General features: G+C 43.8%; 12 protein-coding genes. 4 read left to right on the top strand and 8 right to left on the bottom strand.

The annotated features are described in order from the left end of the window. Nucleotides 1-37 precede the first annotated feature (37 nt). Together J4N22_RS00735 and prfA are read right to left on the bottom strand one after the other, a co-directional pair. Nucleotides 38-577, bottom strand: a complete 540-nt coding sequence (locus tag J4N22_RS00735) for a Uma2 family endonuclease (protein ID WP_207491692.1) — start codon at nt 575-577, stop codon at nt 38-40. Nucleotides 578-657: 80 nt separating this feature from the next. After that, entirely contained in the window at nt 658-1,722 is a 1,065-nt protein-coding gene (gene prfA, locus J4N22_RS00730) for a peptide chain release factor 1 (RefSeq protein WP_207491690.1), read from the bottom strand. 299 nt (nt 1,723-2,021) lie between these two features. On the opposite strand from prfA, the gene J4N22_RS00725 reads away from it, so the two are divergent. After that, on the top strand, nt 2,022-3,176 hold the full coding sequence (locus tag J4N22_RS00725) for an amidohydrolase family protein (protein ID WP_207491688.1): 1,155 nt from the start codon (nt 2,022-2,024) through the stop codon (nt 3,174-3,176). On the opposite strand, the gene J4N22_RS00720 is transcribed toward J4N22_RS00725, so the two are convergent. The 3 genes from J4N22_RS00720 to J4N22_RS00710 form a co-directional block, all read right to left on the bottom strand. After that, nucleotides 3,173-3,700 (bottom strand): Uma2 family endonuclease, encoded by a 528-nt coding sequence (locus tag J4N22_RS00720; RefSeq protein WP_207491682.1) that lies wholly within the window; start codon nt 3,698-3,700, stop codon nt 3,173-3,175. The two genes, J4N22_RS00725 and J4N22_RS00720, sit on opposite strands and share 4 nt — an antisense overlap. A gap of 229 nt (nt 3,701-3,929) precedes the next feature. After that, nucleotides 3,930-4,499: a Riean_0653 family protein gene (locus J4N22_RS00715; RefSeq protein ID WP_207491681.1), complete on the bottom strand. Its 570-nt coding sequence runs from the start codon at nt 4,497-4,499 to the stop codon at nt 3,930-3,932. A gap of 215 nt (nt 4,500-4,714) precedes the next feature. Then, complete coding sequence (locus J4N22_RS00710; RefSeq protein WP_207491680.1) at nt 4,715-7,612, bottom strand: M16 family metallopeptidase; 2,898 nt, start codon at nt 7,610-7,612, stop codon at nt 4,715-4,717. Nucleotides 7,613-7,834: 222 nt separating this feature from the next. On the opposite strand from J4N22_RS00710, the gene J4N22_RS00705 reads away from it, so the two are divergent. Beyond that, nucleotides 7,835-8,626 (top strand): TIGR00266 family protein, encoded by a 792-nt coding sequence (locus J4N22_RS00705; RefSeq protein ID WP_207491679.1) that lies wholly within the window; start codon nt 7,835-7,837, stop codon nt 8,624-8,626. Between the two features lie 96 nt (nt 8,627-8,722). Here J4N22_RS00705 and pheS read toward each other — a convergent pair whose 3' ends face one another. Next, the gene (pheS, locus tag J4N22_RS00700) at nt 8,723-9,754 is read right to left on the bottom strand and encodes a phenylalanine--tRNA ligase subunit alpha (protein WP_207491678.1); all 1,032 of its coding nucleotides are present in this window, start codon (nt 9,752-9,754) and stop codon (nt 8,723-8,725) included. A 339-nt stretch (nt 9,755-10,093) separates the two neighbouring features. Between pheS and J4N22_RS00695 the strand changes: the two genes are divergently transcribed. Next, entirely contained in the window at nt 10,094-11,275 is a 1,182-nt protein-coding gene (locus J4N22_RS00695) for an NRAMP family divalent metal transporter (protein WP_342450916.1), read from the top strand. Between the two features lie 194 nt (nt 11,276-11,469). Then, a complete protein-coding gene (locus J4N22_RS00690) occupies nt 11,470-12,009 on the top strand; it encodes a hypothetical protein (RefSeq protein WP_207491677.1) in 540 nt (179 codons plus the stop codon). A gap of 217 nt (nt 12,010-12,226) precedes the next feature. Here the strand turns inward: J4N22_RS00690 and J4N22_RS00685 are convergent, their stop codons facing one another. Beyond that, nucleotides 12,227-12,739, bottom strand: a complete 513-nt coding sequence (locus J4N22_RS00685) for a hypothetical protein (RefSeq protein ID WP_207491675.1) — start codon at nt 12,737-12,739, stop codon at nt 12,227-12,229. A gap of 64 nt (nt 12,740-12,803) precedes the next feature. Continuing rightward, nucleotides 12,804-13,685, bottom strand: coding sequence for a hypothetical protein (locus tag J4N22_RS00680; protein ID WP_207491673.1), 882 nt, complete (start codon nt 13,683-13,685; stop codon nt 12,804-12,806). Between the last annotated feature and the right edge of the window lie 141 nt (nt 13,686-13,826).

The raw sequence follows: 13,826 nt of genomic DNA, 5'->3' as shown, positions 1-13,826 counted from the left end.
TTTTGCTACTACTCTTGCAATTAAAATTCAGCTGTCCCTACTTCCATATTTCACCAAAATCTATGTTAGCCGAACAGCTATGTTCGAAAATAAACTCAAATTCAAAGGCTTGCCCCTGCTGCATTAGCTGGTACTTCTTATCTACCAGCTGGTACACCTCTACCTCTTCTGTATCTGGGGAGACAATAAGAAAATATGGAATTCCCTGCTCTTCGTATATCGGGTATTTGTTGTGTCGGTCTTTTAATGCGGTAGAGGGGGAAAGTATTTCTGCTACCAATGCCGGTGGAAAGTCGAGAAACTTCTTCTTCATTTCACCACATACAACCAGCATATCTGGTTGAATAACGGTATCATCAGATACTTTATAATCTAATGGCTGCGCTACTTTGCAAGATTTGCATTTCTTAAGCTGAAGTCTAAATTCAGTAGAAAGATTAACTGCAATTACCTGGTGCTTCGGTACGGGAGCCGGGCTCATGGCATAGGGAATACCATCGATCAACTCCCACTGACCTTCCCACTGTACATAGTCATCGTACGTGTAGTGAGGTAGTATTTTCTGTGCTTCTCCCATACTTTAAATATACTCAATCATCATTCCATCAAGAAGTCGCAATTCATCTAGATCCTTTCTAATCCCATTAATCGCGGTTCTTAATTCTGCCCCGCCATCTTTTCTGCATTCTCCGCCAGCTGCAGCTGCTCAATAAATTCATCAATTTCCCCGTTGATCACTGCATCCAGGTTATATACAGTCAGGCCGATACGGTGATCTGTTACACGACCCTGCGGCCAGTTGTACGTCCTGATCTTGGCGCTGCGGTCACCGGTGCTTACCAACGTCTTTCTATGCCGACTTATTTCATCTTCCTGCTTACGCACCTGCTCTTCGTACAGGCGGGTACGCAGCATATTCATTGCTTTCTCACGGTTGCCCAGCTGGCTACGCTCCGTTTGGCACACCACTACCGTACCGGTAGGAATGTGCGTCAGCAATACTTTGGTTTCCACCTTGTTTACGTTCTGTCCACCCGCACCACCGCTTCGCGCAGTTTCCATTTTCACATCCGCCTCGTTCAGCTGAAAGTCGATCTCTTCCGCCTCCGGCATTACGGCTACCGTAGCTGCCGATGTGTGTACCCGTCCCTGCGTCTCTGTATTCGGAACCCTTTGCACACGGTGTACACCACTTTCAAACTTCAGCGTACCATACACATCCTCGCCCTGCACCTCCAGTATCACCTCTTTGTATCCACCCACGGTGCCTTCGCTCTCGCTCACAACGGCAGTTTTCCAACCCTTCTTACTGCAATAGCGCAGGTACATGTTCAGCAGGTCACCCACAAACAGGCTGGCTTCATCGCCGCCCGTACCGGCACGCAATTCTATGATGGCATTTTTATCATCCTGCGGATCTTTCGGTATCAGCAGCTTCGTCAGCTCCTTTTCCAGACGCTCCTTCTTCTCCTCCAGCTCCGGCAGGTCCATCTTTGCCAGTTCACGCATATCCTCGTCGTTGCTGTTCAGCGCCTCCTTGGCAAACTCATGATCCGCCAGCACACGCTTATATTCTTCAAACGGCTGCACGATCTTCTCCAGGCTGCGATACTCCTTGCTGAACTTCTGAAACTCTTTCTGGTTTCCAATGATCTCGGGGTTCGTCAGCGCCACCCCCACCTGTTCAAAACGGGCTTTGATAGCCTCCAGCTTATCTAACATCTTTCTGTTGTTATATTTTTTGTGTAGCCGGCATATGCGCTACTACCAGCTTTCGTTGCGTCGCACACTTGTACGGAAGGTTTTCATGCATCCTATCATTGCCGCAAAGGCACCACGACACAAAGCATCGCAAAGAAAAGCCGCAGCATCGGGAATAGTAATCTAATTATTTCCTTTCTTCCCTTAGCGCCTCTTCGTAGCTTAGCGACTTCGCGGCCAAACCCTATCCACGCAAAGTGCGCAAAGTTAAGCCTTTCACCCCCACCTTTCACTGCGGCATATCCTACTTTTGCACCACCATGAGCTACAGGAAATTCCGCGCCGACAAACTCTTTACAGGATCAGCACTATTAGACGATCAGCAGGTACTGGTAACCAGCGAAACGGGCCTGGTAGAAGATATCATCCCGCTAGAACAAGCAGGCGACGATGTGCAGTATTTCCCCGGTTGGCTGACCCCGGGCTTTGTCAACTGCCACTGCCACCTGGAGCTAAGCCACCTGCGAGGAGCTATTCCGGAGAAAACGGGCCTGGTTGATTTTGTCTGCTCCGTCATCAGCCAACGGGCAGTGGACACCGAAACTATATTTGCCGCCATTGCCACCGCTGAAGCTGAAATGGTAGCAAACGGCATTGTGGCGGTGGGCGACATCTGCAACAACCAGGACACGCTGCCGCAAAAGCTGCTCAACAACCTGCACTACTACAATTTTATTGAAGCAAGCGGATGGGCACCGGGCATTGCTGAAATCCGCTTTTTGCGCAGCCAGGCCAACTACCTCGCTTTCTCTCCCTATCATCCTACTACTGTTGTTCCGCATGCGCCTTATTCTGTCTCGCCCGAGTTATGGACGCTGCTACAGCCATGCTTCGCAGGCAATGTTGTAAGCATACACAACCAGGAAACCGCTTTCGAAGACGAGCTGTACAAGTACAACAGTGGCGATTTCCTTCGGCTGTACAAAAAGCTCTGCATCGATCACTCGTTCTTCCGGCCACACGGCAAATCCAGCCTGCAGTCGTATTTCCACCAGTTAGAAGGCGCAGCCAATGCGCTGCTGGTGCACAATACGTTTACTACCGAAGACGACATTGTATTTGCAAAACAACGCTCTGCAGAACTTGATCTAAACGTTTTCTTCTGCCTCTGCATTAATGCAAACAAATACATTGAAGATGCTTTACCACCGGTGGAGCTACTGCGCCGGCACAACAGCAATATCGTTCTTGGCACCGACAGCCTTGCCAGCAACTGGAGCCTGAGCGTGTGGGATGAGATTAAAACTATCCGGGAAAATTTTCCAGCTATTCCTTTAGAAGAGCTGCTGCAATGGGCAACGCTAAATGGAGCTAAGGCGCTGCAAATGGAAGAAAAGCTGGGAAGTTTTGAACAGGGTAAACAGCCAGGGGTGGTGCTGTTGGAAAACCTGGAGAAGGTGAAGAGGCTGATCTAAAAAGTAAACTCAAGCTGTAGTAAGGCAGATGTGAAGAGACCTGTACTTTCAAAACCTGTGATAAAAGAACCATTGTCCAGGTCGTAACGGACCAGCTTCTTGTCAGCAGGATCAACAATGAAATATTCTTTTACACTTGCCTGCTCGTACAGCTGTTTCTTCAGTACCGTGTCGCGTTTCCTATCTTCAGAAAGAACTTCTACAATTAGGTCTGGAGCACCATAAATTCCTTTTTCATGTACAACGCTTAGTCTGTCGGTAGAAATAAAAAGAATGTCAGGTTGTACAGCTGAGACAAGATTTTCAAAATACACATCGACCGGAGCAACGTAGGTTTTTCCAAGATTATGGAGTTCAACATGATTACCTATTCTTCTTCCAATAAGAGATACTAGTTCCTGGTGAAATGTAAGAGGAGTAGGTGACATATACAATGTATTACTGATCACTTCACACAATGTTCCCTCAGGTAACATCCTGAATACATCTAAAGCTGTTTTTGGCACTTTCTCTACAAATTCCATCACATGGGTTTGTTCTTAAAGTTACAAATTTCATGCGCTATCCTGCACCTGCTCGGTACAAATAAAAAAGGAGAAAAAGAAGCTGCCTCCTTTTCCTCCCGGTTAACGATTTATACAACTTTCTATCAGTGTTACCAGTGGCAACCTTGACCTCTAATCAATAATCAATTGCTTTGCGTCCTGATACTTCCCTTTCGCTTAGACGAAGAAAAGTAGAGGACATTAGATCTTAGTCCATTTTGCAGTCAAACCTGCCATGAGTTACAACTACACTATCAGAGGGGTTTTGTATGTTACCCGCTTTAAAATTAAACGAACCAGCAATTATTTTACTGGTTGCGTCATAGTACTGGATCTTTAACACGCCATGAAATTTTTCTCCAGTAGCATATTCTAATCCTAATTTATTTTCTGAGAAATTGAAATGATTATTTAGTACGCCTGAGCTTCCCGGGGGGCCAATAAGGCGGGTGAGGGAATCCATTCTATAAACACCAATCCCACTAAAATTTTTAATATAAAAAACTATTGATTGGCTTATAGGCGTTTTCTGAAGGTAGAACTGGAAGAAAAATTCAGTATTCGTATTCCAGAAGGAGACGTAAATAGGCTTTAATCTTGGTATACCCCCATTGTCCCTTGTATCTGGCAACCAGGGTTGCCCGTTCACCAGGCAGCCCATCGTATTGGCGCCAGTTTGCGTTGCAGGAGGTAGTTGGCACAACGGGTCGGTGCATTCCTTTTTACAACTGATGTTTATGAATAAAAATATTGGCAGTAGAAAGAGTGTGTTTTTCATGAATTGCTTATTAGCTTTTTGCAGTTTGGTAAGTGTAAGTTACCCTTTGCATTTCACATACAACTGCGTATCAGCCCGCAATCTTAATTGTAAAACCCGCCAATTTTCTGTCGCTTTTTTACGCAGCCAGTAGCTGCAAATTTTTTGTAGCACCAATAAAAAAGGAGGAAAAGAAGCTGCCTCCTTTCCTCCTTTACAAAAAATAATCAACTGTATTACTTCTTCACATTGCCATCTGCATCCAGCTCTACAATTTCATAACCCAGTCTTTGCAGACCCGGCATGATCTTGCTCTTGTCGCCCACCAGCACAATGTTCATTTTATTTACGTCCAGGTATTTTTTTGCCGTAGCATCAATATCCTTTTTACTGATTGTTTTTACAATCTGGTTCTGCTGTCTTACATAATCAGCAGGCAGGTTGTACTCAAGCAGCCGGTTGATGAACGATGCTTTTTGAACACCCGTTTCATACTGACGTGCTTCCGCCTGGCCAATAGAGCTGCGCATAAAATCCAGCTCCTCCTGGCGAATACCAGTTGCTGTATATTCTTTTATTTCTCTTATCACCTCGCTCAAAGCGCTGTCAGTTGCATCTGCACGTATACCACTGCTAAAGGTGAAAGTGCCTGCATATTTATCAGCTGCAAACCCACTGCGGGCACCATACGTCCAGCCCTTGTCTTCACGCAGGTTTAAGTTTAGCCTGCTGCTAAAGGCCTGGCCCAGATTATAGTTGGTAAGATAAGCACGGTAGTAGTCACCCGTAGCATCGTAACGCAAGGCGGTAGGATAACCCACACGGAATTCAGTTTGTGCCGACCTTGGAATGTCAACAATATATATCCTTGTTTTTTCAACAGCTGGCGCTGGTGGAATGGTTGGAATATTGAACGACTTCTTTGGTAGCTTGTTCAGGAACGAAAGCTTTGGAAGCACCTCCGACTCTTTGATGTCACCCACCACCACTACTCGTCCATCTTCTGATGTGATGAAGTTGTCGTAGAAGTGCTGGATATTGTTCAACCTCATATTCGTAACAGACTCTACTGTTCCATTGGTTGGCAGCGCAAGTACATGGTTGGAACCATAGTTCACCTTCGCATACACCTCGTTGGCAACAGATGTAGCCTGGCGTTTGCTGTTCACGATGCCTTCTAGTGTTTGCTTTTTTACCCTTGCAAAATCCTCTTCAGTGAAGTTTGGACGCAGCATTCTTTCTTCCAGTAAAGCAAGTGTTTTATCCAAATTCTTCTTAAGTGACTGAACGGAAAAAACAATAGCATCAGTTCCGCTAAATACGCGGATAGAACTTCCCAGTTTTTGCAACTCGAGGCTGAAGTCTTCACTGCTGTAGTTCTTCGTGTCTTCATTCATCATGCTGGCGAACAAGCTGCTTAATCCTGCTTCACTTACATCTTTTGCCTCCAGTAGCTTACCACCTTTCAGTGAGATCTGTAGCGTTACCACCGGCACCTCAGTGTTCTCTGTACCGATCACCTTCATGCCGTTTTGCAATTCCTTTTTCCAAACTGCAGGCAGGTTTACCACAGGGTTAGGACCATTACCCGGCATTTTCTTGCGGTCGAAATTATCTTTCGCCTTTACATACGTCAGCCCTTTGTAACCGTGATCTATGGGTTTGTAATTGGTAGTATCTATGGTATAGTTATCAGGTGCTGCTACCAGCTCTTCTGTTCCCTGGGTGAGCACGCTTACCACCAGCCTGTTCTTTCCCTTGATGTATTGATTGTATACACGCATTACATCTGCTTTGGTAAGCGACCTGATGCTTTGCAATTCGTCTTTGATCTTGTTGGGATTTCCTGTGAAAGTTTCGTAAGCCGCCAGGCGAGACACTTTATTAGAAACACTTTCTAAACGTGTGATGGTTGATGCTTCGTTGGAGCTTTTAAACTTCTCGATGTCATCATCAGTTACACCACGTTTTTCAAAATCAGCCAACGCTTCATTTACCAGTTTTTCCATTTCGGCCAGCGACTTGCCAGGAAAAGGACTTACTGAAAAAACAAATTCGCCTGCCAGCTCGCTGGAGCGGTTGCCGGCAGATGCAGCTCTTGCTTTCTGGTTCTTCACCATGTTTTGAAACAGGATAGAATTTCTTCCCTGTCCCAGTACTTCGGCCAGGCAATCCAATGCAGTTTCATCTTTATGAAAAGATGGAACAGTAGGATAAACGATCTGCAACTGCGGTGTACGTGCATAATTATCTACCATGCTTACGTAGCGGTTCTTTTCAAGCTTTACCGGGTCCAGCTTCATCGACTTTACTTCTGGTCCACGAGGAATTGAACCGAAATACTTTTGCGCAAGGCGAACTACTTCTTTGGCATCTACATCCCCACCAACTGTAAGCGTAGCATTATTTGGCCCGTACCAGCGAAGGAAAAAGTTCTTCAGGTCGTTTACATCACTGCGGTTCAGATCTTCCAGGTAGCCAATGGTCATCCATGAATATGGGTGGCCGTATGGGTAAAGGTTTTTAGAAGTGAATTCACCTACCAGCCCATAAGGACGGTTATCGTAGTTCTGTCCACGCTCATTCTTTACTGTAGAGCGCTGGTTCTCAAATTTTCTCTGGTCTACCGCGTCTAGTAGAAAACCCATACGATCGGCTTCCAGCCAAAGCATTTTTTCCAGCTGGTTGCTTGGAACGGTTTGATAGTAGTTGGTACGATCGCGGTTGGTACTTCCGTTAAGCGTACCACCTGATTCAGTTACTATTTTAAAATGTTGGTCGTCTCCCACGTTATCCGATCCCTGGAACATCATGTGTTCGAAGAAGTGTGCAAAGCCGCTTTTCCCTATCTCTTCACGCGCAGAACCTACGTGGTAAGTAACATCTACGTGAACAACAGGGTCAGAGCGGTCTTCATGTACAATCACCGTAAGGCCATTTGGCAAAACATACTTCTCGTAAGGGATCACAAACTCATCGCCCTTAGGCGTTACTTTTTCTACCAGCTTAGCCTGGCCCACAGAAGCACTGGATTTTGCTTGTGGAGCTTTTGCTTTGGCTGCGGCAGACTTTCCCTGCGACATAGCAGGAAGGGTACTGGATGCCACCAGGCAGGTAATCAATATTCTTTTCATGTGCATAGTTTAATAGTGCTATCGGGCAATTTAAGGTAAAATAGCTTCCGCTTTCTTGCTGATCGGTTAAAAGAAAAAGTAAAGGTTGAACATCTTGTTTTCTAGCTATGGAAGTAAGAAATGTATTCTTTACAGCCGTTCATTGCCTTGAATTCTCGCTGATGCATAACAGGCTTTACAATTTGTTACGCATGGTATATTTATGCCTTGAAATTTTAAATTATGAGAACGAACCACGAAATAGACTATCGCATACACGGAGAGGAAATGCAGTATGTAGAAGTAGAACTAGACCCACAGGAAACCGCCATTGCAGAAGCAGGCAGCTTTATGATGATGGATGATGGCATCCAGATGCAAACAATCTTCGGCGACGGCAGCCAGCAGCACACCGGCTTACTGGGAAAATTATTAGGTGCCGGCAAACGCTTGCTAACAGGTGAAAGCTTGTTCATGACTGCGTTCACCAATGCTGGTCATGGCAAAAAGCAGGTAAGCTTTGCTTCTCCTTACCCGGGTAAGATCATACCACTAGACCTGTTTGAACTGGGCGGAAGAGTGATCTGCCAGAAAGATGCTTTTCTGTGTGCGGCAAAAGGAGTAAGTGTAGGTATCGCCTTCCAGAGAAGATTAGGTACCGGCATTTTTGGTGGTGAAGGATTTATCATGCAGAAACTGGAAGGAGATGGGATGGCCTTTGTACACGCTGGCGGACACGTGTTTGAAAAAACACTTCAAGCCGGCGAATTGCTGAAGATAGACACCGGTTGTTTGGTGGCACTTACGCAAACGGTGGATTTCGATATTCAGTTTGTTGGCGGTATCCGCAACAGCATTTTTGGCGGTGAGGGATTGTTCTTTGCCACCCTTCGCGGACCAGGAAGAGTTTGGATACAGACATTACCTGTTAGCAGGCTGGCCAGCCGTATACTGCAGTATGGTACGGTAAAAAGAAAAGAAGAAGGAAGCATACTGGGCGGACTGGGCAATATGCTGGATGGGGATGGGTATTAATTTGACAATTTGAAAATGTGGCAATTTGAAAATGCCATTCAAACGTAAAAAGCCTCTCCTTGACTGGGAGAGGCTTTTGTATTATCAGATGGTTATTTACAACGCACTGGTGAACTGCCGCAGGAAGCGGACGTCGTTCTGCGAATACAATCGAAGGTCATTCACCTTGTACTTCAGCTGGCAAATTCTTTCTACACCCATTCCAAATGCATAGCCTGTGTATTTGTTGCTATCGATGCCGAAGTTTTCCAGCAGTTTTGGATGCACCATACCGCAGCCCAGTATCTCTACCCAGCCGGTGTGTTTGCAAAGGCTACATCCCTCGCCGGCACATACGCTGCAGCTTATATCCATTTCGGCACTAGGTTCGGTAAAAGGAAAATAACTCGGACGGAACCGCACCTTTACATCTTTTCCAAACATCTCCTGTACAAAGAAGTACAGTGCCTGCTTCAGGTCGGCGAAGCTTACATTATCGTCAACATACAGCCCCTCTACCTGATGGAAGAAACAGTGTGCTCTTGCACTGATGGTTTCGTTGCGATACACGCGGCCGGGACAGATGATGCGGATCGGTGGCTTTTGTTTTTCCATCACCCTTGCCTGCACACTACTGGTATGTGTACGCAGCAGGTAGTCTGGGCTTTGGTTTACGTAAAATGTATCCTGCATATCGCGTGCAGGGTGGTTTTCAGGAAGATTGAGCGCGGTAAAGTTGTGCCAGTCATCTTCTATCTCCGGTCCTTCTGCTACGGCAAAACCAATACGCTTAAAAATGGAAACGATCTGGTTGCGAACGATAGACAATGGGTGGCGCGTACCTACAGGAATAGTTGAGCCCGGCAGCGACCAATCTATGGAAGAACCAGTAGCTTGTGCACCTGCTGCAATTGAATCTTTAAGCGTGGCAAATTTTTCCTCGGCAAATATTTTAAAAGCATTCAGCACCTGGCCAAATTCCTTCCTTTGATCGCCCGGCACATTTTTCATCTCGCCCATTACGGCCTTTACTATCCCTTTTGTGCCTAAATATTTAATGCGGAAAGTTTCCAGCTCTTCTGCATTGGCTGCAGTAGTGGCGGCAATTTCCTGTTTGTATTGTTCTATTTGTTGCAACAGTTCTTCCATCCGGCGAAGATAAGACCGAGGAAGGATTTTGAAATTTCGGATTTATGATTTCGGATTTAAGATTTAGAACTGCAAAAATTCGATTTCAACGATATTGCCCGCATCAGCTGAACACCAAATAGTTCGATCAACATCGGACATCGCACATCCGACATCATCACCTCCGACATCATCCTGCCCGCATGGATCCAGCATCTAGAATCCAGCATCTCCATCTAACCCCTACGGCCTAACCACTAACGCCTAAACCAAAAAGCATCCAGCATCAACCTCCAACATCTAACATCCCACACCCAACATCAAACCTCCAGCATCACTACTATCCCTTACATTTAGCCTGTGACCAAACCAACAGTTAAAAAAGGAGCGATATTGGGCGCCGCATTTCTGATGGCTACTTCTGCCATTGGTCCGGGCTTTCTTACCCAGACAACTGTATTTACCCAACAGCTGGCGGCCAGCTTTGGGTTTGTCATTCTTACTACCATACTGCTGGATATCGTTGCACAGCTGAACATTTGGCGGGTGATAGCGGTAACGGAGCTTCGTGCCCAGGAGCTGTCCAACAAGCTTCTGCCTGGCCTGGGATATTTTCTTGCTGCACTTATTGTATTGGGTGGCATTGCCTTCAACATAGGCAACATTGCCGGCGCAGGCTTAGGACTACAGGTGACAACTGGTTTAGATCCTGCAATTGGCGCAGGTACCAGTTGCCTGGTGGCATTATTCATTTTTAGCTTAAAAGATGCAGGTGCTGTCCTGGATGCTTTTACCAAGCTGCTGGGCATCCTGATGATCATACTCACCTTGTACATTGCCTTTAGCTCTAATCCACCATTGCTGGAAGCTGCACAGCAAACTATTATTCCTGCTACCATTGATGCCACAGCCATTGTAACCATTGTAGGCGGAACTGTTGGCGGCTATATTTCGTTCGCTGGTGCACACCGCCTGCTCGATGCAGGTATAAGTGGCAGGGAAAACCTGCCGCAAGTAAATCAAAGCGCGGTAACAGGAATAGTGGTTACAGGTGTGATGCGCTGCATTTTGTTTTTGGCAGCACTGGGTGTAATAGCCGGCGGTGCTTCGTTAGATGCTGCCAATCCACCGGCTTCGGTATTTAAAATAGCTGCCGGCAACATTGGCTACCGCTTCTTTGGCATTGTCATGTGGTGCGCTTCCATAACATCTGTAGTCGGGGCAGCCTATACTTCTGTTACTTTCATCAAAACATTTCACCCGCTTATTGAGAAGCATCAAAGGTTGGTAACGGCATTACTGATCATTTTTTCTACCGTTGTTTTTGTGTTCATAGGTAAACCTGTACAGGTACTCGTACTGGCTGGTGCACTCAATGGACTTATTTTACCCATTGCACTAGCTGTCATACTTATCGCTTCAAGAAAGTCGCGCTTAACAGGCAATTACCATCATCCTGTATGGATGCAGGTAAGCGGCTGGCTGGTAGTGGGGATAATGAGTTGGTTGAGTATGCTTTTACTGAGGAGTTGGATCTTGTAGAAAGAAAATAAGGAAACAGCACCTCCCCTAATGACAATGACATAATTAATTATTAGCTGCTTACAGTTCTTAGTTAATGATGGAAGCTAAAATTTTAATTAAATTGTTGTTAGCCTAATCAGCTCAGGCAAGAAAGGGAAACGTAAGAAGGAGACATAATTAACAGAACATAATCCTTAGACAATAGCCGGCTAATGAACTCTTCCATGTTAACAAAAGTCCTTGCTGAACTGGAAAACTATCTCCAGGATCAAAACATAAAAAATCCTAAAATAAAAATAGGATCAAGTACCATTACTATTGATACTATACCTGTGAACTTCAATTTGGTAGCTGATTATTTGGCGTTAATGCTATGTATTTATCTAACCTATACGACGGATAAAGACGTAGAGCTTCTTATTATTCTTTGGCTTTTAATTTTAATTAAGACCTGGCGAGATTTCAGATTTGTAAGTTATGTCACTATAGATTTAAAAGAAAAAAAGATCAGACTAGTTTCAAAAAATCCCATTCAAGAGATATTTACAGGAATAAGTCATTATTCTTTTCAAGAAGTAGATCACTTCTTCGATGATAAAATAAATTTATTCAACAGAGCTGTACCTAGATATACTATAAACATGAGAATGAAAGATGGAGCTGCTGTAAAAGTTACAGATTTTTCGAAGGAAAAGCATGCTCACTCAATAACTGCATTTTTAAACTCAATCCTGGAAAATTCAACTCAATGATTATAGAGTCTTTGTCCTGCGCCTCCAATTGCTAAGTATTCCTATCTCAAATCTTTGTAATGCACCGGAACAAATCCATCCATCTTACAATGAAGCCTGGTTGAATGCCGTGGCTTTGTTTAAGGGTAAGAAAGTTATAGAGGCAATCGAAGCTAACCGCAGTTTAATTTGATCCGCCGGGGTCACTTTAGTAGACCACTGCCTAAACTAGATTTATTTAGTGTGAGATACTGTTTATAGACATTATTTCAATATGTTTAGCATGATATTTTATTTCAACTTTCTTACCCTCAGTCTCAAGATTAATTGGTCCATCACAAGGAACGATTGCGCTGCCTTTACCAATGATTTTGTAATGCAATTCCACTAAAGCGAGTTTATATGAAGAGCCCGGGTAGCATTTGTCCTGCACATTTTCATTTCTTAGATTAACGCTTTTAACCAATAGATCATTTCTCATCTTTTCAAGCATAAAAAGAGCAAGTCCATTTTGTGTAGGTGCATTTAAAAACTTGCTCAACTCCAAACTCCCACTTGAAATTGGTATAAAAACATCCGGCACGTAGATGGAATTGATAGAATGAGTAAACTCCAAGGTATCTAAAATCTTCCCATAGGAAGCCGATAAAAATAATACACCTCTTTGAACGATGATTTTCTCCCGTTTTTGTACAGTACATTGCAAGAAACCTAAACCGCTGATAAAATAGATCAAAAAGTACTTTTTCATTCTAGCTTCTGTTTTTTATTGGTCTCTTGTCCGGCTGGGGTGTCTTATAACCACCACATGAAGTTTAATCACATGGATAGGGGATTACTACCATTCTTCTAACTGTTTCAATATCTGAAGTGAGGCTATGATAATATTGTTCTTCTTTTAGCTGAAAATTATTACTATATATATACTTCTTTCTTTGCTGAAGTTTCTTCGACGAATCATATAACTCAACAATGATTTTATTTAGTTTGCTATCAACAGTGAATTTAGCAAAGTGAAACTCACCACTGTAATGATTATGTGTAAGTGATTGAACATCTGTTCTATTTGCTCTAAGTTTCAGAATAGAAGTATCAGGTCTTTCGGCCTCTAGATAGAGTTTATAATCGTCAAAACAGAAATATTTATCTACTTGCTTCACTCCTGATTGTAAAGTGTCATCTTCAATAACTTTATTTCCGTACTTAACAGGCGTCCCGATACAGGGGAGGCTTCCACAATTGAATCCTACATGAACATGAACACCTTTTTGCCATAGGAAATACGCCACCTCTTTGAAATATTCAGAATAATCAGCCTTCAGTTGATCTTTATTGAAATAGACTTCAAAAAAAGAGTCCAAATTTTTATACTGATTAATAACTTCAAGTTTCGACCTATTGATCTTGGCAAAAGGAATATCATCACTATAAGGAATATTGAAAGTATCATTATTAAGTAGCTTTTGCTTTATCTTTTGAATTGAAATATGCCGGCTAGTGCCTCTAGCTTCAAAAGCCTTAATTAATAGGTTACTCCAAATAAAAGATTTTTCATTTTTAGAATTATTGAAAATGATTGCATAATCTTTTGTATTGGATGTATTATCAAATAAGGCTCCTAATTTCTTGTCATCAGTTTGAGCTGATGAAACAAGAAAGAAAAAAATTGAAGCAGATAATACTAAAAATATTTTCATTTTATCTCAATTTCATAAATTCATCTTTGCCTGCTGGGGTTTCCTTTCCTGGCTCTGCGGGTAGCCAAGGGACGCCGGCATTCTGCTACATTTATAATCCTCCCAATGTTCCACCAACAAGATAACAAACGATTGGAACAA

Origin of the sequence: Aridibaculum aurantiacum (assembly GCF_017355875.1) — a bacterium.
GTDB classification, from domain to species: domain Bacteria; phylum Bacteroidota; class Bacteroidia; order Chitinophagales; family Chitinophagaceae; genus Segetibacter; species Segetibacter aurantiacus.
Note: the sequence above shows the minus strand (reverse complement) of the source record. Positions and strands in the feature narration are given on the sequence as shown.